Source organism: Azospirillum doebereinerae (assembly GCF_003989665.1).
Taxonomy (GTDB): domain Bacteria; phylum Pseudomonadota; class Alphaproteobacteria; order Azospirillales; family Azospirillaceae; genus Azospirillum; species Azospirillum doebereinerae.
The window spans coordinates 1-26,060 of the sequence record NZ_RZIJ01000032.1 but is presented as its reverse complement, the minus strand read 5'-3'; the positions used below and the strand labels follow the sequence as shown (position 1 = coordinate 26,060).

The window sequence follows — 26,060 nt, the reverse complement described above, 5'->3', positions numbered from 1 at the left end:
GGCTGGTGGAGTCGCCTCACGCGCGGTAGCGCAGCGCCTCCACCAGCAGCGCGAAGGCGGCCGAGGGCTGGCGCCGGCTGGGATAGTAGAGGTGATAGCCCGGAAAGGGCGGGCACCAGTCCTCCAGCACCCGCACCAGCCGGCCGTCCGCCAGATGGGCGGCGATCTGGTCCTCCATGACGCAGCACAGACCGAAGCCGGCGGTGGCGGCGCGCACGATCATCGGCACGTTGTTGAAGGCGAGCTGCCCCTCGGCCCGCACCCGCACCTCGCGGCCGTCCTTCTCCAGCTCCCAGGCGTAGAGGCCGCCGGAACTCAGCAGGCGCAGGTTGATGCACTGGTGCCCGGCCAGATCCTGCGGCGTGGCGGGAACCGGCCGCGTCCGGAAATAGGCGGGCGCGCCGGCCACCGCCATGCGCAGCTCCGGGCCGATCCGCGTGGCGATCATGTCCTTGGCGAGCGCCTCGCCGAGCCGGACCCCGGCGTCGAACCGCTCCGTCACGATGTCGGTCAGCCCGGAATCGACGCTCAGCTCGACGTGGATGTCGGGGTAGTCGGGAAGCAGCCTTTCGAGCGCGGGCCACAGCACGGTGTTGGCCGCGTGCTCGCCCGTCGTGATGCGGATGGTCCCGGCCGGCTTCTCGCGCAGCTCGCTCAGCGAGGCGAGCTGCGCGCCGATGGTGTCCAGCGCCGGCCGCAGCGTGCCGAGCAGCCGTTCGCCCGCCTCGGTCGGCACGACGCTGCGCGTGGTCCGGGTCAGCAGCCGCACGCCCAGCCGCGTTTCCAGCCGCCGCACCGTGTGGCTCAGCGCCGACTGGGAGGTGCCCAGCTTCGCGGCGGCGCGGGTGAAGCTCTGCTCCTCGGCCACGGTCAGGAAGGCGTTGAGATCGACCAGCTCCTCGCGGCGCATTCAGGAACCCCGGATAGGACGGCAGAACGATCTATAGCAGCTCATCCCCGGAATGCCCCGCCTCTCTCCGTTTCAGAACGCCGTCGGCGCGGCGAAGCTGTAGCCGCGGGCGCGCAGGGTGCGCAGCGGCAGGCTCTCGCCGGTGCTGGTTTCGACCTTCCGGCGCAGGCGGTGCACCAGCAGGTCGATGCTGCGGGAGTCGACCTCCAGGCGGTCGGCCAGGGTCTGGCGGTCGACCACGGCCTCCGGCGCCTCGAAGAGCGGCGCCAGCAGGCGCGTCTCGGCCTCGCTCAAGGTGACGACGGCGCCGCCGGGCGTCACCAGCCGCCACCGCGCGGCTTCGAGGCGCCAGGTCTGGAGGCGCGCCTCGGCGCCCTCGCGCCGGCGCATGACGGATCCGATGGCGGCCTCCAGCTCGCGCATGTCCAGCGGCTTCACCAGATAGAGGTCGGCCCCGGCGTTCAGGCCGAGGATGCGGTCCTCGACCCGGCCCCGCGCGGTGATGACGACGACGCCGGGACGGTTCGCCCCCGACAGCCGCCGGGCGATCGACACGCCGTCCTCCTCCGGCAGGCCGAGGTCGAGCAGGACGATGTCGGGTTGCCGGGCGGCCATCGCCTCGTCCATCTCCCGACCGTTCCCGGCCGCGCGCACGGTCATGCCGCGCGCCTGGAGGTACAGGACGATCTCCTCGCGCAGATCCTCGTGGTCTTCAACGACCAGCACATCCAGAGCCATGACCGTCCGCTCCATCCCTTCTGTCCAAAGCCCCTCAAGTTCCGATTTGCCGCCAAACCGGGTCAGTCCGCCGGGCCGTCATCCGCCGGCGCGCCGTTCTGGCCCAAGGCCGGCGCCGGCTCCAGCGGCAGGCGCAGCGTGAACAGCGCGCCGCCGTCCGGCCGGTTCCGGACCCCGACCGTCCCGCCATGGGCGGCGACGATGCGCCGGGCCAGATAGAGCCCCAGCCCGGCCCCCGGCACGCGGCCCGTGCCGGCGCAACGGTAGTATTTCTCGAAGATGCGCTCCCGTTCGTCCTCCGGCACGCCCTTGCCCTGGTCGGCGACGGTCACCACCGCCTCGCCGCCGTCGCGCAGCAGGACGACATCGACGGCGCCCTGCCGTGGGGAGTATTTCACGGCGTTCTCCACCAGATTGGACAGGGCGATGCCGAGCAGCGGGGCGTCGCCCGTCATGCCGGGCAGGGTCTCGGCCCGGATGCGGACGGCGTGGCCGGGGGAGGCCGCCTGCGCGGCGTCGGCGGTGTCGCGGACCAGACCCGTCAGGTCGAGGGCGCCGGTCCGCAGGACCAGCCCGGCGCCTTCGAAGCGGTCGTCGAGCAGGCAGGCGTCGATCATGCCGTTCATGTAGCGCACCGCCCGCTCCACCCGCGCCAGCCGCGCCTGAACGGTCTCGTCCTCCACCGCCAGCCCCAGGCTCTGCACCGCCACGGCGATGACGGACAGCGGCGTGCGGAACTCGTGGCTGATCATCGCCAGGAACTGGCGCTGCGTCTCGCTGGACGCCCGCTCCAGCCCCAGGGCGGCCTCCGCCACCTCCCGCGCCTTGGTCAGCTCCTGCTCCAGCTGGCGGCGCCGGCTGATGTCGTTGACGGCCAAGAGCCGCGCCGGCAGGCCCTGGTAGTCGATGGCGACCAGCGACGCCAGCACCCAGACCGGGTTTCCGGCGGCGTCGCGCATCGCCATCTCGACGTTCTCGGCGCTGCCGTTCCGTTCCAGCAGGGCGAGCAGGCGGTCGTGGTCGGCCGGATCCTGATGGAGATCCCGGCCGAGGCGGGCGGGCAGGGTGGTGTTTCCGGAAAACAGCGCCCGCGCCCGGTGGTTGGCGTAGAGCGTCGCCGCGCTGTCGGCGTGGAACAGCAGGATGGGAAAGGGCGCCGCCTCCAGGATGCGGCGCAGCTGCGATTCCCGGTCGCGGAGCGCGGCGTTGGCCTTCGCCAGCGCCGTCGTGCGTTGCGTCACCCGCTCCGCCAGCTCGGCCTCGTTGCGGCGCAGGGCCGTCACCATGACCCGCTGGACCCGCGTCCGTTCCGCGCGCAGCACCACCACGGCCATGATGCCGAAGCACAGCATCTCCGCCAGCGGGGCGTAGGTCGGCAGGAAATAGGTCGCCTCGGTCCAGGGCAGGACGCCGGCGTTGCGGAGCGCGGCCATCAGGTTGCCCGCCGCCAGGACCAGCCAGCCGACGACAACCCAGGTGGCCGGCCGGTGCCCGGCCAGCCGGCATTGCAGGGCGGCGGCGATCCCGACCGCCAGGATCATCAGCGTCAGGCCGGAGGGGCGCAGCAGCACGAAGGGGCGGGCGTACCCGTCCAGGAACGGGTAGAGGGCCACGACCACGGCCACGCCCAGAAGGGCGAGCGCCCCCAGCACCGGGATCGCCCAGCGGGCGTGGCGCCGCAACGGCAGGGCGGCCAGCAGAAAGGCGGCGTCGAAGACGCCCGACACGGCCCGCCAGACGAACGGGTTGTCGTTTCCGGGGAAGAGATGCGTTTCCAGCATCATCATGTCCAGGCCGTTCATCGCCATGAAGTGGACGGCGGTGGACAGCACGGCCCCGGCGTAGAACACCAGCGCCAAGCTGGACAGCGCGGTTCCGAGCGCCAGCGCGGTCATCCCCAGCAGGGCGGCGACGGCGGTCAGCGTCGTGTGAAGCTGGATGCGGCCCTGTTCGGCCACCCACAGGGCTTCGGGCCGCCAAAGCTCCAGCGGCAGCACCATGGCCCCGGTGGTGACCGCGCGCATCCACAGCGTGTGCCGTCCGGCCGGAAGATCGAGGACGGCCGTGTTGACGCGGTTGGGAACCGCCATGGCGATGCGGTCGCCCAAGGCGGCGGAGAGCGCGCCGGCCCCGGACCAGGAGTTCCAGACGTCCAACTGGTCGAAGTTGGGCACGTCCAGCGTCAGGAAATAACGCCCGGCCGCCGTTTCCGCGACGTCGAGTTCGACGCGCAGCCACAAGGCGTCGGAGGTGAAGCCCTGGCTGTGGTCCCGCATCCGTGGGGATGCCGCGACGAAGCGGGTGGCGGCCTCCCCGCGCACGTCGGCGATGGTCAGCGCGCGGTCGGGGTCGAGAAAGGTTTCGAAGGAGGTCAGCGGGATCCGGCTCTGCCCGTCGATCGGAACGGGATCGGCCTTGGCGCTTCCCGTGGCGACGGCCAGCAGCGCCGCCAGAAGGATGGCCGGCAGGACGGCCCGCCCCATCCGGACGCGCCGTCCGCCTCCAGGCGGCACCATCGCCCGTCGCCGTTGCTCAGGCCCGCCCGCCGCTTCCGCGCGGTTGTCCCTGCCGGGAAAAGGATGGGTGGGGATGGCGACTTTATCGGCCAAAATTTTACCGGAGAATACAGAACAGAGGATGGAGACGACTGCTCATTCTCTCCTATAGGAAAGATCAGGAAATTCAATGAAAGAAAATGAAAGAAACAGTTGAGATAAGGAGAAACCCCTATTCAGTCTTGGTTGCAATGCTTCCGCAAGAGAAAAGGCATTTTCTAATTTAGGGCGATAAAATAATAACGAGAACTGGAATTTCAGAGAAATTTTTTTTGGAGAGTTCGTCGCCGTCAATGCGCGCGAAAGGACAAAGAAAGAGAAACCCTGGGTGGCGCCACCGGGCCGGCATCCGCCCACGCCGTGCCGCCCATGCCCGGTGTCGCGTGTTCAGTGGCCCCGCTTGGCGGCGGCCGGCGGCGGGATCATGCGGCGGCCCTTGCCGCTCTGCTGGGTCAGGAAGGTCTTGGCCTTCGGACCCTTCTCCTTGGGCTTGGCGGTGGCGCCGACCGGCTGCCACGCCGGGATCAGATGCTCCTCGCCCGGCCCGATCAGGTCGGCGCGGCCCATCGCCTTCAGGGCGTCGCGCAGGATCGGCCAGTTCTCCGGGTCGTGGTAGCGCAGGAAGGCCTTGTGCAGGCGGCGCTGGCGCAGGCCCTTGGCGGTGGCGACCTCTTCCCCGCCGACGCGGCGGACCGGGCGCAACGGGTTGCGCTCGCTGTGGTACATGGCGGTCGCCAGCGACATCGGCGAGGGCAGGAAGGTCTGCACCTGATCGGCCTTGAAGCCGTTCCGCTTCAGCCACAGGGCGAGGTTCATCATGTCCTCGTCCGTGGTGCCGGGATGGGCGGCGATGAAGTAGGGGATCAGGTAGAGCTTCTTCCCCGCCTCCTTGGCCGCCTTCTCGAACATCCGCTTGAATTCGTCGTAGGCGCCCATGCCGGGCTTCATCATCTTGGCGAGCGGGCCGGGCTCGGTGTGCTCCGGGGCGATCTTCAGGTAGCCGCCGACGTGGTGGGTGACGAGTTCCTTCACGTATTCCGGGTTGCGCACCGCGAGGTCGTAGCGCAGGCCGGACGCGATGTGGATCTTCTTCACGCCCGGCACCGCGCGGGCCTTGCGGTAGAGCTGGACCAGCGAGGAATGGTCGGTGTTCAGGTTCTTACAGATGTCGGGAAAGACGCAGGACGGGCGGCGGCAGACCGATTCCGTCTCCTTGTCCTTGCAGGCCAGCCTGTACATGTTGGCGGTCGGCCCGCCCATGTCGGAGATGGTGCCGGTGAAGCCCTTGGTCTTGTCGCGGATCTGCTCGATCTCGCGCAGGATGGAGCCTTCCGAGCGGCTCTGGATGATGCGGCCCTCGTGCTCGGTGATCGAGCAGAAGGAGCAGCCGCCGAAGCAGCCGCGCATGATGTTGACCGAGAAGCGGATCATCTCCCAGGCCGGGATGCGCGCGTCGCCATAGGACGGGTGCGGCGCGCGGGCGTAGGCGAAGTCGAAGACCCCGTCCATCTCCACCGTCTCCAGCGGGATCGGCGGCGGGTTCAGCCAGACCTCGCGCTCGCCGTGGCGCTGGATCAGGGCGCGGGCGTTGCCGGGGTTGCTCTCCTGGTGCAGCACGCGGCTGGCGTGGGCGTAGAGCACCTTGTCGGCCGTCACCTGTTCGAAGGAGGGCAGGCGGATCACCGTGCGGGCGGCGTCGGCCGCGCGGGGCGAGGCGGTGGCCGCCGGCTCGTCGATGGAGCTGCTGTCGACCTCGGTCCAGCCCTCGGGCACGGCGGAGCGCATGATTGCGGTGCCGCGGATGTCGGTCATCTCGCGGACGGATTCCCCGGCCAGCGCGCGCTGGGCGATCTCGATGATGGCGCGCTCGGCGTTGCCGTAGACCAGCAGGTCGGCCTTGCTGTCCATCAGCACCGAGCGGCGGATCTTCTCGCTCCAATGGTCGTACTGGGCGATGCGGCGCAGGGAGGCCTCGATGCCGCCCAGCACCACGGGCACGCCCTTGTACGCCTCGCGGCAGCGCTGGGCGTAGACGGTGACGGCGCGGTCGGGGCGCTTGCCGCCCTCGTCGTTGGGGGTGTAGCTGTCGTTGTGGCGCAGGCGGCGGTCGGCCGTGTAGTGGTTGACCATGCTGTCCATGTTGCCGCTGGTCACGCCCCAGAACAGGCGCGGGCGGCCCAGGACCTTGAACGGCTCGGCGCTGTTCCAGTCGGGCTGGGCGATGATGCCGACCCGCAGGCCCTGCGATTCCAGCAGCCGGCCGATGATCGCCATGCCGAAGCTGGGATGGTCGATGTAGGCGTCGCCGGTCACCACGATCACGTCGCATTCGTCCCAGCCCAGCCGGTCCATCTCCGCGCGCGACATCGGCAGGAACGGCGCGGGCTTGGCGCGGACGCTCCGGTCGGGTCGGTGGGCGAACAGGTTGGGGGCTGAGAGCATGACGCTTTCCGGTGCTGGCGAAAAATTTGGCGGGCGGACGGCAGTCATACCGCGTCCGGGCCGGAAATCCCACTGTCCAAATCACAGCGCAGCGATTGGTTATTGCCGGGCATGGGGCGGAATCGTGCCCTGGCCTGCCTATGCGTCCAGGTCCCAGCCATAAGAGGAACAGGCCATGCCAACGATGTGGGTAACACATCCGGCAAGACGTCGTCATCGCAAGTGTAAGGATGCAGCAATACCGATGCCGACTGGATTGATTCAAAAACCCTGCTTAGTTTTGGGGCATCGGAGTTTTCAAAGGCACGATCATGCAGCGAAATCTTACGCCGATGGACGGCGGGGCGTCGAACGCGGGGGTGGTCGCCTTCGCCGACCCCTCCGACGATGCGCTGATCGAGGACATCCGCGCCGTCCTGGCCGATTGCGGCGGGCTGGCGGTGGAGCCGGCGCGGCTGGCGCCCGAGGACGACCTCTACACCGCCGGGCTGACCTCGCACGGCTGCGTCGGGCTGATGCTGGGGCTGGAGGAACGCTTCGACGTCGAGTTCCCGGAGAAGCTGCTGAACCGCCGCACCTTCGAGAGCATCGCGGCGATCCGCGACGCCGTGCGCGGCCTGCTCGACGGAGCGGCGGCGTGACGGGGCTCTCGACCCAGGCCCGCAGCGTCGGTGCCGGGGTCGCCGCCGTCCACGCCGCAAGCGTGGACCGCGACGCGCGCTTTCCCAGCGAGGCCTTCGCCGCGCTGCGCGGGGAGCGCCTGCTGGGCGCGCTGGTGCCGGTCGAACTGGGCGGGGGCGGGGCCTCGCTGTTCGACGTGGCGTCCGCCTGCCACGCCCTGGCGCGCCATTGCGCGTCGACGGGCATGATCTACGCGATGCACCAGATCCAGGTCGCCTGCCTGGTCAACCACGCGCAAGCCAGCCCGTGGCACCGCGCTCTGCTGGCCCGCATCGCCGACGAACAGCTTCTGCTGGCCTCGGCGACGACGGAGGCCGAGACCGGCGGCGACATCCGCAACAGCGTCTGCGCGGTCCGGGCGGAGGGGGAACGCTTCACGCTGGCGAAGAACGCCTCGGTGATCTCCTACGGCGACGCGGCGGACGTGATCCTGGTGACCGCGCGGCGCACGCCGGACTCGCCGTCCTCCGATCAGGTGCTGGTCGCGGTGACCAAGGCCGATTGCCGGCTGGAGAAGACCACCGGCTGGGACACGCTGGGCATGCGCGGGACCTGCAGCGACGGCTACCGGCTGGAGGCGGCGGGCGAGCTGGCCCAGGTGCTGCCGCTGCCCTTCGCCGACATGTCGGCGCAGACCATGCTGCCGGTGACGCACATCGTGTGGAGCGCCGTCTGGCTGGGCATCGCCGCCGACGCGGTCAGCCGCGCCCGCGCCTACGTCCGCGCCGAGGCCAAGCGCAAGCCCGGCACCACGCCGCCCAGCGCCCTGCGCCTGGCCGAGGCGACGACCAAGCTCCAGCAGATGAAGGCCAGCGTGCTGACGGCGATCCGCCAGTACGAACTCGCCTGCGGCTCGCCGGAGCTGCTGACCACGCTGTCCTTCGCCACCGCGATGGGGACGCTGAAGGTCGCGACCTCCGAGATGGTGCTGGAGGTGGTGGACCGCGCCATCCGCACCTGCGGCCTGTCCGGCTACCGCAACGACACGCCCTACAGCCTGGGGCGCCACCTGCGCGACGCCCAGTCCGCCGCGTTGATGATCGGCAACGACCGCATCATGTCGCACACCGCCAACCAACTTCTCGTCCAGCGTGACGGATCGGGGCCGTTCGAATGAACATGATCGACAGCGTCAGCGCCCAGGAGGCGTATCGCGACGAGCTGGTGGCCGCCGGCCTGCTGATCCCCACCGGGGTCGACGGCCTCTACGGCCGCAGCGGGATGTTCGAGGAGGTGGTCGAGCGCTTCGACGCGCTGGTCACCGTCTGGGGCGGTGCCGACGGGGCGGAGGTGATGCGCTTCCCCCCCGCGCTGAACCGGAAATACTTCGAGGAAAGCGAGTATCTGAAGAGCTTCCCGCATCTGGCCGGCACCATCCACAGCTTCGCGGGCGACGAGCGCGCCCACCGCAGCCTGCTGCGCCGGCTGGAGGAGGGGCAGGACTGGACCGAGGATCAGGTCGCCACCGACGTGGTGATGACGCCGGCCGCCTGCTACCCGGTCTACCCGACCGTGGCGGCGCGGGGGCCGCTGCCCGAGGAGGGGCGGCTGATCGACGTCTTCTCCTACTGCTTCCGGCACGAGCCGTCGATTGACCCGGCGCGCATGCAGCTCTTCCGCATGCGGGAGTACATCCGTGTCGGCACGCCCGAGCAGGTGATGGAGTTCCGCGAGACCTGGCTGCGGCGCGGGCGCGAGATGATGGGCTCGCTCGGCGTGCCGCTCGACATCGACGTGGCGAACGACCCGTTCTTCGGCCGGGCCGGGACCATGCTGTCGAACAACCAGCGCGACCAGAAGCTGAAGTTCGAGCTGCTGATCCCGATCACCAGCGAGGAGAAGCCGACCGCCTGCCTCAGCTTCAACTACCACCAGGACCATTTCGGCCATCTGTGGGACATCAAGACCGCCGATGGCGGGGTCGCGCACACCGCCTGCGTCGGCTTCGGGATGGAGCGGGTGGCGCTGGCGCTGTTCCGGCACCACGGCTTCGACGTGGCGCGCTGGCCGGCCCCGGTGCGCTCGGTCCTGTGGGGGTGAGCGGGATGCCCGCCCTCCGGCCCGATCCGGCCGCTTACACGCCGCACCCGCTGCACGCGGGCGACCGGGTGTGGCCGGAGACCAACTGCTACGTCGACCTGTGGATCGAGGCCCTGCACGCCCGCGGCCTGGAGCCGCTGGCGATGCTGGGCTTCACCGTGGCGCAGGATTTCGAGGGCGACCAGTTCACCTTCTTCAAGCCGCCGCTGGAGGATCTGGAGACGCTCTACGGTCTGCGGGTGCAGGAGCTGGCGATCTACGACAGCGTCGAGGCGCATGTCGTGGAGCAGTTGGAGCGCCGTCCGGAAGGCTTGGTGCTGGTCGAGGTGGACGGCTTCCACCTGCCCGACACGCGGGGAACCTCCTACGGCGTCACCCATGTGAAGACGACGGTGGGGATCGCGGAACTGGACCCGGCGGCGCGGCGGATGGCGTATTTCCACAACGCCGGCTTCTTCGCGCTCGACGGCGCCGATTACGACCGGCTGTTCGCGGCGGCCGGCGGGCCGCTGTTTCCCTATGTCGAGTTCGTCAAGCCGGGCGCGGCACCCCTGACCGGCGGCGCGCTGGTGGCGGCGTCGCTGGAGTTGATGCGTCGGCATCTGGCGCGGCGCCCGGCGGGCAACCCGGTCGCGGCCTACCGGGCGGCGTTTCCCCGGCATCTGGACAGTCTGCTGTCGCGGCCGATGGCGTATTTCCATCTGAACGCCTTCAACGTGCTGCGCCAGCTCGGCGCGAATTTCGAGTTGCTGGGCGCGCATGTCCGCTGGCTGGACGGCCCGGCGGACGCTGTGGAGGCGTGCGCGACCATCGCCGAGGGTGCCAAGGCGCTGCAATTCCAGTTGGCCCGCGCGGTGGCGCGCAAGAAGCCGGTGGACCCCACGGAGACCTTCGACCGGTTGGAGCGCGCCCACGACACGGCGCTCGGCGCGCTGACCCGCCGGTACGGGTGACCGGCGGTGGCGCGGATCCGCTCGGTCACCGGGCAGGCGGTGACCCCCGTCACCGACGGGTGGGAGATGACGGTGGTCGGTCCCGGAGAATGGCCCTCTCCCGTCCCGGGAGAGGGAGGGGACCCGCCGCAGAGCGGTGGGGAGGGTGAGGGGCTGGCGGGCGTGGTGCTTCATCCATGTTCCGGTAGCCCCTCACCCTTCCCACGGCTTCCGCCGTGGGCCCCTTCCCTCTCCCGGGGCGGGAGAGGGAGCCTCATCCCCGCCCCGGTCCCCGGCACCGCCGCGCAGGCGTTGCGGGACGCCGGGCTGTGGTCGTTCGACGCGCCGGCGCCGCTGCACGACCGTGACGTGGTCTACCGCACCCGCCTGAACGGCCACGGGGCGCACAGCTTGCGCTTCCACGGCCTCGCCACGCTGGCCGAGGCTTGGCTCGACGACACACGCATCCTCACCTCGGACAGCATGTTTCTCGCCCACGAGGTCCCGGTCACCTTGGGCGGAGAGGCCACGCTGACCCTCCGCTTCCGCGCCCTGCACCCGGACCTCGCGGCGCGCAAGGGCCGCGCCCGCTGGCGCCCGCGCCTGGCGGAGCCGGCCGGGCTGCGCTTCGTCCGCACCACCCTGCTCGGCCACATGCCCGGCTGGTGCCCGGCGGTCCACGCGGTCGGCCCCTTCCGTCCGGTGGAGCTGGTCGCCGACGCCGGCCCCCTGCGCGTCCGCGCCGCCGATCTGCGCACCGCCTATGACGGGCGCGACGGCCGGCTGACGCTGACCCTGACGGTGGACTCCCGCGACGGCGCCCGCCCGCCCGCCACGGTCGAGGTCGCCGGCCAAACCGCCGCGCTGGCCTGGATCGACGCCGACACCCTGCGCGGCGACCTCACCATCCCCGGCGTCGAGCCCTGGTGGCCGCACACCCACGGCGCTCCGGCCTTGCACGCCGTCGCCGCCCGCATCGGCGACACCCGGATCGACCTCGGCCGCACCGGCTTCCGTTCGCTGGAGGTGGACCGGGGACCGGATGGCCAGGGCTTCGCGCTGGTCGTCAACGGCGAGCGGATCTTCGCGCGCGGCGCCTGCTGGACCCCGCCCGACATCGTCGGGCTGTCCGGCGACCGCGCGGCCTACGAGCCCGGCCTGACCCTGCTGCGCGACGCCGGCGCCAACATGGTCCGCGTCGGCGGCACCATGCTCTACGAGGCCGACGCCTTCTTCGACCTGTGCGACGAGCTGGGGATCCTGGTCTGGCAGGACGCCATGCTGGCCAATTTCGACTACCCCACCGACGCCGCCTTCCTCGACGGCGTGCGGGCGGAGATCGCGCAGCTGCTCGACCGCACCCAGGCGTCGCCGTCGCTGGCGGTGCTGTGCGGCGGCAGCGAGATGGAGCAGCAGGCCGCGATGCTGGGCCTCGCCCGTGCCGCCTGGGCGCAGCCCGTCCTGATGGAAACCCTGCAAGGCGAGCTTGCCGTCCGCCGTCCCGACGCGGTCTTCGTTCCGAACTCCCCCAGCGGCGGGGCGCTGCCGTTCATCGCCGATTCGGGCGTGTCGCATTACTACGGGGTCGGCGCCTACCAGCGCCCGCTCGACGACGCGCGGCGCGCCGGGGTGCGTTTCGCCGCCGAATGCCTCGCCTTCTCGCACGTCCCCGACGGACTGTCCGATGGAGCGCTCGGCGTCCCCGCCGTCCACCACCCCCGCTGGAAGGAGCGGGTGCCGCGCGACACCGGCGCCTCCTGGGATTTCGAGGACGTGCGCGACCATTACCTGGAGACGCTTTACGCCGTCGATCCGCGCCGCCTGCGCTACGAGGATCCTGACCGCTACCTGCGCCTGTCCCGCGCCGTCACCGGCGAGGTGATCGAGAGCGTGTTCGGCGAGTGGCGGCGGGCCGGCTCGACCTGCGCCGGGGGGCTGGTCTGGCTGTGGCGGGACCTGTGGCCGGGGGCCGGCTGGGGCGTCGTGGCGTCGGACGGCACGCCCAAGGCGGCGTGGCACGCCATGAGGCGCGCTTTCCGCCCGGTCCAGGCGGCGCTGACCGACGAGGGCGTCAACGGGTTGGCGGTCCACCTGCTCAACGAGACCGCCGCCGCGATCCCGGCGGTCGTGACCCTGACGGCCTTGCGCGACGGCGCCGTTCCGGTGTTCCGGGCCGAACGCGCCGTCGCCCTGCCGCCGCGCTCCGCCCAGACGATTCCGGCGGCGGCGCTGTCCGACCGCTTCTTCGATCTGACCCACGCCTACCGCTTCGGGCCGGCGGCGCACGACGTGGTGGTACTGACGCTGACCCGTTCGGAGGGGGCGGAGACCGACGCGGAACCAATCGCCCAATCCTTTCATTTCCCTAAGGGGCGCGCCCTGCCGCGCGCCGATCTGGGCCTGACCGTCGAGGTCCGGCACGGGGAGGACGGTTGGGCGCTGACGTTGACCACCCGGCGGTTCGCCTGCTCGGTGCATGTGGAGGACGACGGCTACCGCGCGCAGGACGCGTGGTTCCATCTTCCCCCCGGCGCCGCGCGGACGGTCCGCCTGTTGCCGCGTGCCGGAACGACGAAAGCTCCGGATGGCGAGGTCCACGCGCTGAACGCGTCGGCCCCCATCCGATACAGGGGGAATGCATGACGCCGACGCCGGTGGTGTTCGAGGGGTGTTTCGGGTGGCTGCACCCGGCCGGGGGGCGGCGCGGCGTGGTGCTGTGCGGCCCGCACGGCCACGAGGAGCTGTGCGTCCACCGCGCCTGGAAGGGGTTTGCGGAATCGCTGGCGGCGGCCGGGCTGCCGACGCTGCGCTTCGATTACCACGGGCTGGGCGATTCGGCGGGCGACGATTCCGACCCCGGCCGGGTTCGGGCGTGGCTCGACAGCGTCCACGCGGCGGTGCGCCGCCTGCGCGAGGACACCGGCGTCGCCGAGGTCGCCCTGGTCGGCTACCGGCTGGGCGGGCTGCTCGCCCTGGTCGCGGCGGAGGAAGCGGCGGCGAAGGGGGAGGGCGTCGACGCGCTGGTGCTGGTGACGCCGCCGCCGACCGGCCGCATCGCGGTGCGCGAGATGCAGGCGCTGTCCCGCATCGTCGCCCTGCCGGGACCGGAGGAGGCGCTGCCCGAGCGCGCCGGGCAGTTGAACGTCGTCGGCTTCGCGCTGACGCCGGAGACCGCGCTGGAGCTGACCGCGCTGGACGGCCGGGCGACGGGACACGCGCCTGCGGCGCGCCGGGCCCTGCTGCTCGACAAGGCGGAGTCGCGCGGGATGGCGCAGCTGGCCGCGCGGCTCGGCGGGCTGGGGGCGGCGGTGGAGCGTGGCGTCTTCGCCGGCTCGCCCGAACTGGTCCAGCAGCCGCAGCGGGCCGAGGCCGGGGCGGCCTTCGCGCCGGTGACGGCGTGGCTGACGGCGGGCGGGGTCGGGCAGGGCGCCACCCCGCCGCCCGAACGCCCGGCCGGCCTGATGATGGCGGCGGCGGTGGAGCGGCCGGTGTTCATCGGCGGCGATCCGGCGCTGTTCGGCATCGCCTGCGCGCCGATCCTGGCCGATGGGGGCGGCAACCGGCCGGCGATCCTGTTCCTGAACAGCGGGGCGACGCACCATGTCGGCTCGGGCCGGGCGACGGTGCTGCAGGCGCGGCGGCTGGCGGCGCTGGGCTACACGTCGCTGCGCATCGACGTGGCCGGCATCGGCGACAGCCCGGCGCGGCCCGGCCAGCCGGACAACCTGCTCTACACCCAGACGGTCATGACCGACGTCCGCGCCGCGCTCGACTGGCTGGAGGGCGAGGGGCACGATCGCTGCGTCATCATCGGCCTGTGCGCGGGCGGCGCGCCGGCCTTGCTGGCCGGGTTGGGCGACTCCGGTCAGGGGGATAGCCGGGTGGCGGGGCAGATCCTGCTCAATCCGGGGCGGTTCGAGCTGGGCAAGGGCGTCGCGGTGGTGGAGGTGCTGCGTTCGGTGGCCCACCGCTCGGCGCGCGGCTATCTGCGCGAGGCGCTGCGGCCGGCCAAGCTGCGCGCGATGCTGCGCAACCGCAGCCGCGTGACCGGGCTGGTGAAGCGGCTGGTCACCCGGCTCGGCCGCAAGGCGCTGATCAAGTCCGGCCTGACCGCCGGGGTGCTGAAGGTGTTCCGCCGCCTGTCGGCGCAGGGCCGGCGGGTGCTGCTGGTCTACAGCGTCGGCGACATGACCTACGGCGAGTTCGAGCTGCATCTCGGCCCCGGCGGCCGCTGCCTGCACGGGCTGCCGGGCATCCGGGTGGAGTATCTGGAGCGCGCCGACCACAGCCTGACCGACTGGGCGGCGCGCAAGCGGCTCGACCGGCTGATCGACGGGCATCTGGAGTCGCTGGGGCAGGCGGATCCGGCGCTCGCGGCCGGCGGCGTGCTGGCCGGCTGGAGCTTCAGCCCGCTTCCGCCGGAGGAACAGGTGGGGTGAGGCGGGGGCAACCGCGTCGGCCCCATCCAGTCCTGCCCAAGCAAACCCCTTACCGTGGCCTCTGCGCCTCGCGTCCGCCCGGACGGTGACGGTCCATCACCGTGTCCAGCCCGTCGTTGGTGATCGCCGGGTTGGCCCGTTGCAGGCAGCCCAACAGCACCGCCTTGTTGGCGTGGACGCGCGCCGCCGTCGGGCGGTCGCCGTTCGGGGCCGGGCGCACCTCGTTGAAGCAGGCGACGAACTGCTCCGGCCGGACGCCGAGGTCGCGGCTGATCGCCTCGACCGGGCGCTTCGGGTCGTTGGGCAGGAAGGCCGGGTCGGCGGCGAAGGCCGCGCCCGGCCCGGCCAGCGTGACGAGGAGCGCCATCGCTCCCCAGGCGTTCAACCCAGCAGCTCCGCCAGCGTGCGCGCGACCACCAGCGTCGCCTTGCGCAGATCCTCCAGCACCAGCTTCTCGTCGGCGCGGTGGCCGTTGGCCTCCAGCAGGTCGCGTGGGCCGGCGCCGTAGAGCACGGTGGGGATGCCGGCCTCCGAATAATGCCGCGCGTCGGTGTAGAGCGGGATGCCGGTCTGCGCCACCGGCACGCCCAGCACCGCCTCGGCGTGGCGGGCGAACAGCCCGGCCAGGCGCGGGGCGTCGCCGACCGAGGTGAAGGGGCGGGCCAGAAGGATGCGCCGCACCTCGGCGCGGATGCCCGTGTAGCCCGACGCGGCGCGCTCGATCAGGGCGCGCAGTTCGGCCTCGACCTCGGCGGGGTTCTCTTCCGGGATCATGCGGCGGTCGAGGCGGAAGGTCACGCGGTCGGGCACCACGTTGGTGTTGATGCCGCCCTGGATCAGCCCGACCGTCAGCGACGGGTGGGTGATGCCGGGGACCGTCGACAGGCGCGTCGCCAGCTCCGGCCGGTGGGCGTAGAGCGCCGCCAGCACGCCGTTCGCCGCCTCCAGCGCGTCGAAGCCGGTGTCGGGGCGGGCGGCGTGGGCCGACTTGCCGTTGATCTGGACCTCCAGATGCAGGCAGCCGTTGTGCGCCGTCACCACCGAATAGGCGAAGCTGGCCGACACCGCGTAGTCCGGCTTGGAGATGCCCTGATCGAGCAGCCATTTCGGGCCGATCTCGCCGCCGGCCTCCTCGTCGTAGGTCAGGTGCAGTTCCACCGCGCCCTTGAGGGGGCTGCCGGCCGCCATCAGCGCCTTCAGCGCGAAGGCGTAGGTGGCGAAGTCCGATTTCGACACGGCGACGCCGCGCCCGTACATCACCCCGTCGCGGATCTCGGCGCCGTAGGGATCGGCGCTCCAGCCCTCGCCGGGCGGCACCACGTCGCCGTGGGCGTTCAGCGCCACCACCGGGCCGTCTCCGAAGCGGTGGCGGACGACGAGGTTGGTCGCGCTGACCATGCCGTTGGCGCGGACCAGGTCGTCCGGCACCGGGTGGCGCTCGACCGTGAAGCCCATCGCCTCCAGCAGTTCCGCCGCGCGGGCGGCGTGGGGGGCGCAGTCGCCGGGCGGGTTGTCCGACGGCACCTTGACCAACTCCGCCAGGAAGCGGGTCTCGGCGTCGAAGGAGGCGTCGACGGCGGCGGCCAAGGCGTCTGTGCCGGTGGAAAGGCGGTCGGTCATGGGGCGCGGTCCGATGCGGGCTGGAAATGGTCGACGAAACGGGCGAGCACGCGGGCGCCGGCCTCGGCGTCGGCGGCGGTGATGCTTTCGGCCGGGTTGTGCGAGATGCCACGGTCGCAGCGCACGAACAGCATGGCGATGTCGGTCAGGCCGGCGACCGCCATGGCGTCGTGCCCGGCGCCGCTCGGCAGCTCCGGCGCGTCGAGGCCGAGCGCCGTGGCGGCGGCGGCGAACTGCGCCATCAGCGCCGGGTGGCAGGCGACGGCCGGGCTTTCGTGCAGCGTCTCGAAGGCGATGCCGACGTTGCGCCGGGCGGCGATCTCCGCAAGCCCGGCGCGGACGGCGGCGACGCGCTCCAGCCGCAAGGCGTCGCGGTCGGCGCGCAGGTCGATGGTGAAGCGGACCCGGCCGGGGATGACGTTGGTGGCGCCGGGCGCCGCCTCGATCCGGCCGACCGTGCCGACCAACCGCTCGGCGCCCGAGCAGAGCGTTTCCACGGCGAGGATCATCTCGGCGGCGGCGGCCAGCGCGTCGCGGCGCAGCGTCATCGGCACCGTGCCGGCGTGGCCGGCGAAGCCGTCCACCGTCACCGCCAGCCGCGTGGCCCCGGCGATGGCGCTGACAACCCCGACCGCGCGGTCGAGCGATTCTAGCACCGGTCCCTGCTCGATGTGGAGTTCGGCGTAGGCCAGCACCGTGACGGGATCGTAGGCGGCGGTCGCCCAGGCGGCGGGATCCTTGCCGAAGGCGGCCAGCGCGTCGCCCAGCCGGACGCCGTCGGCGTCGCGCTTGTCCAGCACCGCCGGGTCGAAGGCGCCGGCGATGGCGCGGCTGCCGATCAGGGTGGACTGGAAGCGGGTGCCCTCCTCGTCGCCGAAGCCGATCACTTCGACCGCGAAGGGCAGGCGGCGGCCCTGGGCGTGCAGTTCGGCGACGACGGCGATGCCCGACAGCACCCCCAGCATGCCGTCGTATCTCCCGGCGTCGCGCACGGTGTCGAGGTGCGAGCCGATCAGCAACGCCGGCAGGCCCGGCCGGTCGCCCTCGTAGCGCCCGACGATGTTGCCGACGCCATCCTCGCGCACGGCCATCCCGGCCTCGCGCATCCAGACGGCGACGAGGTCGTTGGCGCGGCGGTGCTCAGGCGTCAGGTACAGGCGCGACAGGCGTCCCGGCTCGGCGCTGATCGCCGCCAGCGCGTCGATGCGCGCCAGAAGGGCCGGGCCGGAAAGCGGGGAATCGGGCATCGGGAGCGGATCCGGCAAGCGTGGGAGAGACCCCGAGGGAACAGGGACTTTGGGCGGAACGATGGACGCCCGGATCATACGCCCATGATCTTCGCCACCCCTAGCCCCCAGACCGCGAAGACAGTTTCAAAGAAACCCGAAGCGTTGGGCAAACATCGCTTCGACTGCGAAGAATGCAGTGCAAGGTGACCTTTGGCAAGTCGAGTATGCCGTTGGAGAGGTTGTGATCAAGTCTCCAACGGAGCTATCGTGTCGAAAAGCACCAATCCGTGCAGTCGGATGACCCCGTTTGATTTGTGCAGTTGCGAAAGGCGCAAGCCTTCAATCCGATCGAAACTCCTGGGGAGGACGCGATGATTCCGTTCGAGAACGCGACGCCGGTGTCGGGGCGCTGGCCGGTGCTGGCCACCCGCGCGCAGATGGCGCAGGCCCGGACCCTGGCCGGGTGGATCGCGCTGCTGGCCGAGGATCGCGGCCTGGACGAGCACGCGGTGGCCGCCGCGACGAAGCTCGACATCGAGGACGTGCGGGCCATCCTGGGCGGCGTCGTGCTGACGACGCCGCTGCCGGTGCTGGATCGTGCCCTGCGCCGGCTGGAGGGGCGGCCGCACTGACGCGGAGCCGCCGCAAGACAGGCGGGCCGGGCGGTCAGGCGACCGCGAGCACGTCCAGATAGATGTTGGCCGGGGCGGTCAGGTGGATGCGGTACAGCATGCCGGCCTGATCGACCAGGATGTCGGACACGGGATTCTTGGCCGACAGATCGGTCACGGCGGCGCGGACGTTGCGCGGCAGCTGGTCGAGGGCGACGTCGCGGTAGGTGCCCTTGTCGGAAAGCTTGATCGTCTTGTTGCCCATGATAGGCGCTCGATTCCAGAGGACTGTGGTGGGGAAAGCCAGCGGGACATTGATCCCGGACGGTTAAGCAAGTCTTAAGCGGACCCGCGCCCCCTCCTTATCGCCGCGCGGGTCAGCCCGGCACCGCGCGCATCCGCTTGGTCGGTCCACAGGACGCGTCGCGAACCGTCGCAAGGTCCCGGCGTCGCCGGCGCGTTTGGTGGTGACATTCAGCCGTGGAAATGCTCGTACAGCATCCGGGCGACGGCGCGGCTGATGCCGGGGGCGGCCTCCAGGTCGGTCAACCCGGCCGAGGCGACGGCGTTGGAGCTGCCGAAATGGTGCAGCAGCGCCTTCTTGCGCGCCGGGCCGATGCCGGGGATGTCGTCGATGCGGCTGCGGGTGATCGCCTTGGTCCGCCGGGCGCGGTGGGTGTCGATGGCGGTGCGGTGGGCCTCGTCGCGCAGCCGTTGCAGGAAATGCAGGATCGGGTCGTTGTGCGGCAGGTCGAACACCGGCTTGCCGGGCTGGAAGAAGCGCTCGCGCCCGGCGTTGCGGTCCGGCCCCTTGGCGATGGCGGCCAGCGGCAGCTCGCCGATGCCCAGCGTCTGCAGCACCTCGTGGACGGCGTTCAACTGCCCCAGCCCGCCGTCGACCAGGATGAGGTCGGGCCACAGCCCGGCCTTGCGGTCGGGGTCGTCCTTGCGCGCCCGCGCGAAGCGGCGGAAGAAGGTCTCGCGCATCATCGCGTAGTCGTCGCCGGCCGCCTCGGGGTCGCGGATGAAGAAGCGGCGGTAGGCGTTGCGCTGGAACCCCTCGGGGCCGGCGACCACCATCGCGCCGACCGGGAAGGCGCCCTGGATGTGCGAGGTGTCGTAGATCTCGATGCGGTTGGGCGGGGCCGGCAGGCCGAACAGCTTGGCCACCCCGTCGAGCAGCACCGCCTGGGTCGAACGCTCGGCCAGACGGCGGCCGTGGGCGTCGCGGGCGTTGGTCAGCGCGTGCTCCACCGTGCGGCGCTTGGGGCCGCGTTTGGGAGTCTCCACGGACACGCGGCGTCCGGCGCGCAGGCTCAGCGCCTCGGCCAGCAGGTCCGGCGCCGCGATGTCGTGGCTCAGCAGCAGCAGCGCCGGGGGCGGCGTGTCCTGGTAGAGCTGGGCGGCGAAGGCGGCGAGGATGTCGGCCTCCTCCTCCTCGCGGTCGTGGCGGGGGAAGAAGGCGCGGGTGCCCTGGTTGCGCCCGCCCCGGAAGAAGAAGGCCTGGACGCAGGCGGTGCCGCCCTCGGCGTGGAGCGCCAGCACGTCGGCCTCGTCGATCACGCCCTCCAGGTTGATGTCCTGGCGGCTCTGCAGCGCGGTCAGGGCGCGGATGCGGTCGCGCCAGCGGGCGGCGTCCTCGTATTCCAGCCGGTCGGAACTGGCCATCATGCGTTCGGCGAACTCGGCCTGCACCTGGGCGCTGCGGCCCGACAGCACGTCGCGCACGCCCTGGACCTGTTCGGCGTACTCCTCCTCGCTGGCGCGGCCGACGCAAGGCGCGGAGCAGCGCTTGATCTGGTGCTGCAGGCAGGGCCGGGTGCGCGAGGCGAACACCCCGTCGTCGCAGGTCCGCAGCAGGAAGGCGCGTTGCAGCGTGGCGATGGTCATGCCGACCAGATGCGGCGCGGCGTAGGGGCCGAAGCGGTCGGTCTCGCGGGCGTTGCGCGCGCTGCCGCCGCGCTGGTGCATCAGCCGGGGAAACTCGTGGCCGCGCCCGATCACCACGTAGGAGAAGGACCGGTCGTCCTTCACCAGCACGTTGAAGGGGGGCAGCAGGCTGCGGATGAGGTTGGCCTCCAGCAGCAGCGCCTCGGCCTCGGTGGGGGTGGTGACGAACTCCATGGCGCGGGTCAGCGCGACCATGCGGCGGGTGCGGTTGGGCAGGCCCTCGGTCCGGGTGTAGCTGGCGACCCGGCGCTTCAGGTGCTTGGCCTTGCCGACGTAGAGGACCGACCCGTCGGCCCCCAGCATGCGGTAGACGCCGGGGGTGTCCGGCAGAAGCGGCAACTGGGCGCGGATGACGTCCGCTCCGTCCATGGGCAGGCCTCGGGTTCAAGTCGGAAACGCGGGGCCTAACCAAGCAGGGGAACGGAGCGGGTACAAGGGATAAGATTCAGGCGGGGATTCGCCCTCTCCCGGGGCGGGAGAGGGCGTCATCACCCCCCGAAGACTTTGTTCAACTGGGCGCTGACGCGGACGAAGGTGGTGCGCTTGGGAACCTCCTTCAGCTTCGTCGCGCCGATGTAGGTCATCATACTGCGCACGCCGCCCATGATCTCCTGCATCGTGCCTTCGATGGGGCCGCGATAGGGGACCTCGACCGTCTTGCCCTCCGACGCGCGGTAGGACGCGACGCCCCCGGCGTATTTGTGCATCGCCGTGTCCGACGACATGCCGTAGAAGGTCGCATTTTAGCGGTTTTCAATAAAATCACGATGTCTCGGTGTGGATCATAAGTATCTGAATCATAAAGGTGAATTTTTTAAACCAGTGCGAGAGGTTTTGATGCGCATCAGTGAAGCACAAGCTTTTGAGGGTAGTATTTGGGGTATCATTCAGCCGTCTGGGAGATAGGCATGTCGATGTTGACGGACAGAGCGGTGAAGAATGCAAAGCCCGCCGATAAGCCGTAAAAATTGAATGACTCAGAAGGAATGTACCTTCTGATTGAAACAAACGGCTCTAAACTATGGCGCCTAAATTACCGCGTCCTCGGGAGATATCGCACCTACGCAATGGGACGATACCCTGAAGTAACTTTACAGAAAGTCCGGGACAAAAAGCTAGAGGCAAGACGGCTGATAGCGGAAGGGATTGATCCTTCCGAGAAAAAGAAGATGTCTGCAAGATCCTCGAAAATGGCCTCGGACAATAAGTTCCGGTCACTTGCTGAGGAGTATATCCGAACGCTGGAGAACAAGGGGTATGTGCCGCAAACCATCGACAAGAACCGTTGAATATTGATCGATATTGTTTGCCAGAAGATCTGCCATCGTCCCATCTCCCAGATACGGCCAAGAGAAGTACTCGAACTCTTACAGGAAATCGAGAAGACGGGGCGCCTTGAAACGGCCCGTCGCGCCAAAACCATCATCGGCGGGGTTTTCCGTCTTGCGGCGCTGACAGATCGTGCGCCAACCGATCCGACTGTAGTCCTGCGCAACGCGACCAAGGCACCGAAGGTGACCCACCGCGCCGCGATCATTCAACCAGATCGGTTTGGTGAACTCCTGCGCGCTATTGACGGCTACGAGTGGGGGCCTTCTATCAAATGCGCACTTCAAGCGCTCGCATTGACCTTCGTCCGCCCAGGTGAACTTCGCCAGTGCATGTGGAAAGACATCGATCTGGAAGACGGAATTTGGCGAATTCCAGCCAGCACGACAAAAATGAAGCGGCCATTGGATGTCCCGATAACGCCGCAGCTCCGAGTCATTCTGCGAGAAATATCACCATACTCCCGAAAAGATAGCTTCGTCTTCCCATCGCCCCAGTCGTTTTACAAGCCTATGGGATCCCACGGCCTGCGCGCTGCCTTGATCCGTCTCGGCTTTGGCGAGGAGATGACCGCACATGGGTTTCGGGCGAGTGCATCATCCATGCTGAACGAGCTCGGCTATCGGCCTGACGTGATCGAGATGCAGCTAGGGCATATAGAAAAGAATGACGTTCGGCGGGAATACAACCGCGCACTCTATTGGGACGAGCGGGTTGCAATGATGAGCGAGTGGGCGAAGTAACTTGATCGTCTGAGACTTGTGTGATCCGTCTTGAATCGCACTTTTAAAGTGACTATACACAAAATACGTGAAATTTGAAGCGGTTTGAGATGCCGTGGCTTCCGACGCTCTCATAAGTGACGACATGCGGTTCCTGCGCATTGACGAGGTGCTTGCCGTCGTCCCTGTCAGCAAGGCCACCCTCTACAGGATGATCAACAGGAAGGAGTTCCCTCCTCCTTGCCGGATCGGCGCGTCGTCCATGTGGCCCGCTTCCGACCTTCGTGAATGGGCCAATGGCGTAAAGCGCAAGCGGTTATTCAACGACGCTGAGGATTTTATCTGATATGCGACGGGACGATGACGATCTGATCGGCGATGTCCCGGCCAACGACATCGGCGAGACGCTGAGCTTCCGCACCGCCGACGTTCACATGATCGGCGGCGGCGTCTCCATACCCTGGTTGATGAAGGCGTTCCGCATGGGTCGCGCGACCGTCGAGAAAAAGCTCGTCGGCTGCGTTCCTGTCGGTCAGGGGAAGCACAACACGCCGCTCTACGACCTTCCCGAAGCGGCCTCCTATCTGGTCAAGCCGCGCGTCGAACTGAACCGGATGCTGAAGGACCTCAAGCCCGAAGACCTTCCGGAGCGTCTGCGCGAGGGGTACTGGAACTCCAAGCTCAAGCAGCAGCGCTTCGAGGAGCGGGCCGGCAACCTGTGGCGGACGGAGCGGGTGCTCGCGACCTTCTCGGAAACGCTCCAGGAGATCCGGACCAAGCTCATGATCGTGCCCGACCGCGTGGATCGGGAGGTCGGCCTGACGCCGGAGCAGGTGGCCGCCCTCGCCTCGGTCATCGACGAGGTCCAGGACGACATCCACTAGTTCATCTTCGGCCTCTCCAAACGGCGGGGCACCCCGAACCAGTTGGGCGAAGACCGCGCCGGGCACGATGAGGACGAGGACATTATATGATGCTGATGTTCAACACCCTGGAGGACATCCTCCTCGCCTGCGCCGAGTCCATTCGCCCGCCCGAGCGGCTGACGGTTGCCGAGGCCGCGGAGAAATACCGGGTGCTGAACAACCCCGGCTCCTATGTCGGACCTTGGCGGAACGAGATCGCCCCTTATCTGGTCGAGATCATGGAGACGATGACCTCGACCGCCCACACCGGCCTGATCTTCGCCGGCCCGGCGCCCTGCGGCAAGTCGGACATCTTCTTCAACTGGCTCACCCACACGGCGGTGTGCGACCCGGCGGACATGCTCCTCGTCCACATGACGCAGGGCACCGCCCGCGACTGGTCCATCGGCGACCTCCGCAAGGCCTTCCGTCACACCAAGGCACTGGGAGGCCGTGTCGTTCCCGGCCGGCAGAATCTCAACGTCCACGACATCCGGTTCCTGTCCGGCATGCGCCTCCTGATCAAGTGGCCGACCATCACCGAGCTTTCCGGCAAGACGGTCCCGCGCGTGTGGTTCATGGATTACGACCGCATGCCGAGCGACGTGGACAAGGAGGGGCCGCCCTTCGACCTCGGGCGCAAGCGGACCCAGACCTTCGGGCGTTACGGCATGACCGTCGCCGAATCCTCCCCCGGCCACGAAATCGAGCATCCCCGCTGGTCGCCCGCCAGCCCGCATGAGGCCCCGCCGACGCAAGGTGTCCTGGCGCTTTACAACCGCGGCGACCGGCGCCGCTTCTACTGGCGCTGCGCCCGCTGCCGACGCCCGTTCGAGGCGGACTTCAAGCACATCACCTACCCGGCCTCGGCCGACCGCCTGGAGGCGGCCGAGCAGGCGACGCTCAACTGCCCCCATTGCAATTTCGGTCACACCCACGAGGCGGGCTCCGGTCAGCCCGGCAAGGCCGAACTGAACCATGGCGGCCAGTGGATCAAAGACGGCATGGTGTGGCGGGAGGACGGGAGCGTTGTCGGCACGCCGATCCGCTCGGACATTGCCTCCTTCTGGCGGAAGGGGGTGGCGGCCTCCTTCGCCTCGTGGAAGGATCTCGTCTTCAAGTACCTGAAGGCGGTCGAGGAGTTCGAGAAGACCGGGGATGTCGGCGCCCTCAAGGCGACGATCAACACCGACCAAGGCCATCCCTTCCTCAACCCCGCTTTGGCGGGGGAGCGCCTGCCGGAAGACCTGAAGAACCGGGCGACCGACCTCGGCGAACAGGTGGTGCCGAACGGCGTCCGCTTCCTCGTCGCCGCCATCGACGTGCAGAAAAACGCCTTCGTCGTCCAGATCCATGGCATCGGCGTCGGGGGCGATGTCACGGTCATCGACCGCTTCACGATCAAGCGGTCCCGCCGCCATGACCCCGACGATGAGAGCCAGATCCTCTGGGTCAACCCCGGCACGCACGCCGAGGATTGGCAAACCCTGGTCGATGAGGTGATCGAGAAAACCTATCCGCTCGACGACAGCAGCGGCCGGCACATGTCGATCAAGGTCGTCGTCTGCGACTCGGGAGGTCGCGAGGGGGTGACGGCCAACGCCTACACCTTCTGGCGCTGGCTGCGAGACGAGCATCCCGCCGATCACCACCGCCGGTTCCAGCTTGTGAAGGGCGTTCCGAACCGCGACGCCCCGCGAGTCCGCATCTCCTATCCCGATTCCGAGCGTAAGGACCGGAAGGCGGGCGCTGGAGATCAACTCGAACCAGATCAAGGATCAGGTCTACGGGATGCTGGGGCGGACGGACCCCAACGGCGGCATGGTCAATTTCCCGGTCTGGCTGGAGGGATGGTTCTACGCCGAACTGACCGCCGAGAACCGCGCGGCGAAGGGGTGGGAAAACCTCAAGCGTCTGCGCAACGAGGCGTGGGATTTGCTCTGCTACACGGTCGCCGTCTGCCTGCACCCGCGCTTCGTCGGAATCGAGAACATCGATTGGCTCGCCCCGCCGTCGTGGGCGCGCGAGTGGGATGAGAACGACCTTGTGTTCATCCCGGTTCAGCAGGAGCGCCCCTTCGTCCAGAAGGCCGCGGACTTCGACTTGTCCAAGCTGGGCGAAGCGCTTTCATAGTCACGTTAAAATTGCTTTATACCATCATTTGTGTTAATCCGGGACGCATGACGGAGGGCAGGGCATGACACCGCAAGACTGCCAGCAATTGCGCGACCGCCTCGGGCGAGCCGAGCAGGCGTATGAAGACCTGCAACTCGGGAAGTCCGTGCGCGTTCTCGTCGATCAGAACGGGGAGCGCGTCGAGTTTACGGCGGCCAACCACAACCGGCTTGCCACCTACATCCAGCAGCTCCGGGGGCAGTTGGCGGCTGAGTGCGGCGTCACCGCGCCGGGCGTCGTCGTCGGTCCTCTGAGGTTCCTGTTCTGATGAGCTTCCTCGCGCGCGACCCGGAGATGCAGCGGTTGCTCGGCCTGGATGGTCGGGTGACGGCCATGGTCGGCGGCGCCTACGAGGCGTCAAGCCGGTTCGACCGCGAGCTTGCCACCTGAAATCCACCCGCCGGGTCGGCCGACGACGATGTCCTCTCCGAGAAAGACACCCTCGACGTTCGGGCGAGGGATCTGGCGCGTAACGACGCCTATGTCCGTTCCGGCGTCGATATCCGCAAGGACAACATCGTCGGCGCGATGTTCGTCCTCAACCCCAAGCCGGCCCATGAGGTGCTTGGCCTGGACGAGACGTGGGCTGAGGAGTTCCAGAACGAGGTCGAGGCCAAGTTCACTCTGTAGACCTTGCCCGCGTGCGACGCCTCCCATAGCCGGCTACAATCGGCAACGGACTGGAGACGAGATGGCGAAGACGGTGCGGGCGCGTTACACGCTTGAGTTCAAGGAAGAGGCGGTTCGTTTGGTGACCGGCGGCCAGCGTGTGGCGGCGGTGG

At 69.3% G+C, this 26,060-nt stretch carries 23 protein-coding genes and 2 pseudogenes; 15 read left to right on the top strand and 10 right to left on the bottom strand.

Going from position 1 to position 26,060, the window contains the following annotated elements:
• Positions 1 to 16 precede the first annotated feature (16 nt).
• From EJ913_RS27335 to EJ913_RS27320, 4 genes are all read right to left on the bottom strand, one after another.
• Positions 17 to 910: a LysR family transcriptional regulator gene (locus tag EJ913_RS27335; RefSeq protein ID WP_127003905.1), complete on the bottom strand. Its 894-nt coding sequence runs from the start codon at positions 908 to 910 to the stop codon at positions 17 to 19.
• Positions 911 to 982: 72 nt separating this feature from the next.
• The gene (locus EJ913_RS27330; protein ID WP_127003903.1) at positions 983 to 1,648 is read right to left on the bottom strand and encodes a response regulator transcription factor; all 666 of its coding nucleotides are present in this window, start codon (positions 1,646 to 1,648) and stop codon (positions 983 to 985) included.
• A 62-nt stretch (positions 1,649 to 1,710) separates the two neighbouring features.
• Positions 1,711 to 4,131 (bottom strand): sensor histidine kinase, encoded by a 2,421-nt coding sequence (locus EJ913_RS27325; RefSeq protein WP_185909964.1) that lies wholly within the window; start codon positions 4,129 to 4,131, stop codon positions 1,711 to 1,713.
• Between the two features lie 459 nt (positions 4,132 to 4,590).
• Entirely contained in the window at positions 4,591 to 6,645 is a 2,055-nt protein-coding gene (locus EJ913_RS27320) for a YgiQ family radical SAM protein (protein ID WP_127003899.1), read from the bottom strand.
• Positions 6,646 to 6,956: 311 nt separating this feature from the next.
• Here EJ913_RS27320 and EJ913_RS33125 point away from each other — a divergent pair, with 311 nt between their 5' ends.
• The 6 genes from EJ913_RS33125 (at position 6,957) to EJ913_RS27290 (ending at position 14,737) form a co-directional block, all read left to right on the top strand.
• The gene (locus EJ913_RS33125; RefSeq protein WP_274389710.1) at positions 6,957 to 7,286 is read left to right on the top strand and encodes an acyl carrier protein; all 330 of its coding nucleotides are present in this window, start codon (positions 6,957 to 6,959) and stop codon (positions 7,284 to 7,286) included.
• Positions 7,283 to 8,443: an acyl-CoA dehydrogenase family protein gene (locus EJ913_RS27310; protein ID WP_127003897.1), complete on the top strand. Its 1,161-nt coding sequence runs from the start codon at positions 7,283 to 7,285 to the stop codon at positions 8,441 to 8,443. Before EJ913_RS33125 ends, EJ913_RS27310 begins: the two co-directional genes overlap by 4 nt.
• A complete protein-coding gene (locus EJ913_RS27305; RefSeq protein WP_127003895.1) occupies positions 8,440 to 9,366 on the top strand; it encodes an amino acid--[acyl-carrier-protein] ligase in 927 nt (308 codons plus the stop codon). Before EJ913_RS27310 ends, EJ913_RS27305 begins: the two co-directional genes overlap by 4 nt.
• A gap of 5 nt (positions 9,367 to 9,371) precedes the next feature.
• On the top strand, positions 9,372 to 10,319 hold the full coding sequence (locus EJ913_RS27300; RefSeq protein WP_127003893.1) for a DUF1839 family protein: 948 nt from the start codon (positions 9,372 to 9,374) through the stop codon (positions 10,317 to 10,319).
• 291 nt (positions 10,320 to 10,610) lie between these two features.
• A complete protein-coding gene (locus tag EJ913_RS27295; RefSeq protein ID WP_244939511.1) occupies positions 10,611 to 12,941 on the top strand; it encodes a glycoside hydrolase family 2 protein in 2,331 nt (776 codons plus the stop codon).
• Positions 12,938 to 14,737, top strand: a complete 1,800-nt coding sequence (locus EJ913_RS27290; protein ID WP_127003891.1) for an alpha/beta hydrolase — start codon at positions 12,938 to 12,940, stop codon at positions 14,735 to 14,737. Before EJ913_RS27295 ends, EJ913_RS27290 begins: the two co-directional genes overlap by 4 nt.
• A 49-nt stretch (positions 14,738 to 14,786) precedes the next feature.
• On the opposite strand, the gene EJ913_RS27285 is transcribed toward EJ913_RS27290, so the two are convergent.
• The 3 genes from EJ913_RS27285 to EJ913_RS27275 are packed head-to-tail and all read right to left on the bottom strand — an operon-like array spanning position 14,787 to position 17,604.
• Entirely contained in the window at positions 14,787 to 15,122 is a 336-nt protein-coding gene (locus EJ913_RS27285; RefSeq protein WP_211099050.1) for a hypothetical protein, read from the bottom strand.
• Positions 15,119 to 16,357, bottom strand: coding sequence for a M20/M25/M40 family metallo-hydrolase (locus EJ913_RS27280; protein WP_127003889.1), 1,239 nt, complete (start codon positions 16,355 to 16,357; stop codon positions 15,119 to 15,121). The genes EJ913_RS27285 and EJ913_RS27280 overlap by 4 nt, the downstream gene beginning before the upstream one ends.
• Positions 16,354 to 17,604, bottom strand: coding sequence for an allantoate amidohydrolase (locus EJ913_RS27275; protein ID WP_127003887.1), 1,251 nt, complete (start codon positions 17,602 to 17,604; stop codon positions 16,354 to 16,356). Before EJ913_RS27275 ends, EJ913_RS27280 begins: the two co-directional genes overlap by 4 nt.
• A 353-nt stretch (positions 17,605 to 17,957) precedes the next feature.
• Here EJ913_RS27275 and EJ913_RS27270 point away from each other — a divergent pair, with 353 nt between their 5' ends.
• Positions 17,958 to 18,218 carry a hypothetical protein gene (locus tag EJ913_RS27270; protein WP_238519176.1) on the top strand — a complete coding sequence of 87 codons (261 nt, stop codon included), beginning with the start codon at positions 17,958 to 17,960 and terminating at the stop codon, positions 18,216 to 18,218.
• Between the two features lie 34 nt (positions 18,219 to 18,252).
• On the opposite strand, the gene EJ913_RS27265 is transcribed toward EJ913_RS27270, so the two are convergent.
• From EJ913_RS27265 to EJ913_RS27255, 3 genes are all read right to left on the bottom strand, one after another.
• Complete coding sequence (locus tag EJ913_RS27265) at positions 18,253 to 18,462, bottom strand: hypothetical protein (RefSeq protein ID WP_127003885.1); 210 nt, start codon at positions 18,460 to 18,462, stop codon at positions 18,253 to 18,255.
• Positions 18,463 to 18,671: 209 nt separating this feature from the next.
• Complete coding sequence (uvrC, locus tag EJ913_RS27260) at positions 18,672 to 20,516, bottom strand: excinuclease ABC subunit UvrC (RefSeq protein ID WP_127003883.1); 1,845 nt, start codon at positions 20,514 to 20,516, stop codon at positions 18,672 to 18,674.
• Between the two features lie 119 nt (positions 20,517 to 20,635).
• Positions 20,636 to 20,872 (bottom strand): IMP dehydrogenase, encoded by a 237-nt coding sequence (locus tag EJ913_RS27255; protein WP_244939510.1) that lies wholly within the window; start codon positions 20,870 to 20,872, stop codon positions 20,636 to 20,638.
• 243 nt (positions 20,873 to 21,115) lie between these two features.
• Between EJ913_RS27255 and EJ913_RS33300 the strand changes: the two genes are divergently transcribed.
• From EJ913_RS33300 to EJ913_RS31935, 8 genes and pseudogenes are all read left to right on the top strand, one after another.
• On the top strand, positions 21,116 to 21,436 hold the full coding sequence (locus EJ913_RS33300; protein ID WP_425321128.1) for an Arm DNA-binding domain-containing protein: 321 nt from the start codon (positions 21,116 to 21,118) through the stop codon (positions 21,434 to 21,436).
• A gap of 3 nt (positions 21,437 to 21,439) precedes the next feature.
• Positions 21,440 to 22,219, top strand: coding sequence for a tyrosine-type recombinase/integrase (locus EJ913_RS27245; RefSeq protein WP_185909963.1), 780 nt, complete (start codon positions 21,440 to 21,442; stop codon positions 22,217 to 22,219).
• Positions 22,220 to 22,343: 124 nt separating this feature from the next.
• Positions 22,344 to 22,544: a helix-turn-helix transcriptional regulator gene (locus EJ913_RS27240; RefSeq protein WP_127003877.1), complete on the top strand. Its 201-nt coding sequence runs from the start codon at positions 22,344 to 22,346 to the stop codon at positions 22,542 to 22,544.
• Position 22,545: 1 nt separating this feature from the next.
• Entirely contained in the window at positions 22,546 to 23,082 is a 537-nt protein-coding gene (locus tag EJ913_RS27235) for a DUF1441 family protein (protein ID WP_127003875.1), read from the top strand.
• 86 nt (positions 23,083 to 23,168) lie between these two features.
• Positions 23,169 to 25,236: pseudogene (locus EJ913_RS27230) on the top strand (phage terminase large subunit family protein).
• Between the two features lie 64 nt (positions 25,237 to 25,300).
• Complete coding sequence (gene gpW, locus EJ913_RS27225) at positions 25,301 to 25,546, top strand: gpW family head-tail joining protein (RefSeq protein WP_127003871.1); 246 nt, start codon at positions 25,301 to 25,303, stop codon at positions 25,544 to 25,546.
• The gene (locus tag EJ913_RS33120) at positions 25,546 to 25,668 is read left to right on the top strand and encodes a hypothetical protein (RefSeq protein WP_280531399.1); all 123 of its coding nucleotides are present in this window, start codon (positions 25,546 to 25,548) and stop codon (positions 25,666 to 25,668) included. Before gpW ends, EJ913_RS33120 begins: the two co-directional genes overlap by 1 nt.
• Positions 25,669 to 25,680: 12 nt before the next feature.
• Positions 25,681 to 25,908: pseudogene (locus tag EJ913_RS31935) on the top strand (phage portal protein); the annotation flags it as partial.
• Positions 25,909 to 26,060 lie beyond the last annotated feature (152 nt).

Excerpts from the sequence above, each read along its gene's own strand:
- EJ913_RS27335 (WP_127003905.1), bottom strand. The coding sequence starts at position 910 with ATGCGCCGCGAGGAGCTGGTCGATCTCAACGCCTTCCTGACCGTGGCC.
- EJ913_RS27330 (WP_127003903.1), bottom strand. The coding sequence starts at position 1,648 with ATGGCTCTGGATGTGCTGGTCGTTGAAGACCACGAGGATCTGCGCGAG.
- EJ913_RS27325 (WP_185909964.1), bottom strand. The coding sequence starts at position 4,131 with ATGGGGCGGGCCGTCCTGCCGGCCATCCTTCTGGCGGCGCTGCTGGCC.
- EJ913_RS27320 (WP_127003899.1), bottom strand. The coding sequence starts at position 6,645 with ATGCTCTCAGCCCCCAACCTGTTCGCCCACCGACCCGACCGGAGCGTC.
- EJ913_RS33125 (WP_274389710.1), top strand. The coding sequence starts at position 6,957 with ATGCAGCGAAATCTTACGCCGATGGACGGCGGGGCGTCGAACGCGGGG.
- EJ913_RS27305 (WP_127003895.1), top strand. The coding sequence starts at position 8,440 with ATGAACATGATCGACAGCGTCAGCGCCCAGGAGGCGTATCGCGACGAG.
- EJ913_RS27300 (WP_127003893.1), top strand. The coding sequence starts at position 9,372 with ATGCCCGCCCTCCGGCCCGATCCGGCCGCTTACACGCCGCACCCGCTG.
- EJ913_RS27290 (WP_127003891.1), top strand. The coding sequence starts at position 12,938 with ATGACGCCGACGCCGGTGGTGTTCGAGGGGTGTTTCGGGTGGCTGCAC.
- EJ913_RS27280 (WP_127003889.1), bottom strand. The coding sequence starts at position 16,357 with ATGACCGACCGCCTTTCCACCGGCACAGACGCCTTGGCCGCCGCCGTC.
- EJ913_RS27275 (WP_127003887.1), bottom strand. The coding sequence starts at position 17,604 with ATGCCCGATTCCCCGCTTTCCGGCCCGGCCCTTCTGGCGCGCATCGAC.
- EJ913_RS27270 (WP_238519176.1), top strand. The coding sequence starts at position 17,958 with ATGATTCCGTTCGAGAACGCGACGCCGGTGTCGGGGCGCTGGCCGGTG.
- EJ913_RS27265 (WP_127003885.1), bottom strand. The coding sequence starts at position 18,462 with ATGGGCAACAAGACGATCAAGCTTTCCGACAAGGGCACCTACCGCGAC.
- uvrC (WP_127003883.1), bottom strand. The coding sequence starts at position 20,516 with ATGGACGGAGCGGACGTCATCCGCGCCCAGTTGCCGCTTCTGCCGGAC.
- EJ913_RS27255 (WP_244939510.1), bottom strand. The coding sequence starts at position 20,872 with ATGTCGTCGGACACGGCGATGCACAAATACGCCGGGGGCGTCGCGTCC.
- EJ913_RS27240 (WP_127003877.1), top strand. The coding sequence starts at position 22,344 with ATGCGGTTCCTGCGCATTGACGAGGTGCTTGCCGTCGTCCCTGTCAGC.
- EJ913_RS27235 (WP_127003875.1), top strand. The coding sequence starts at position 22,546 with ATGCGACGGGACGATGACGATCTGATCGGCGATGTCCCGGCCAACGAC.
- gpW (WP_127003871.1), top strand. The coding sequence starts at position 25,301 with ATGACACCGCAAGACTGCCAGCAATTGCGCGACCGCCTCGGGCGAGCC.
- EJ913_RS33120 (WP_280531399.1), top strand. The coding sequence starts at position 25,546 with ATGAGCTTCCTCGCGCGCGACCCGGAGATGCAGCGGTTGCTCGGCCTG.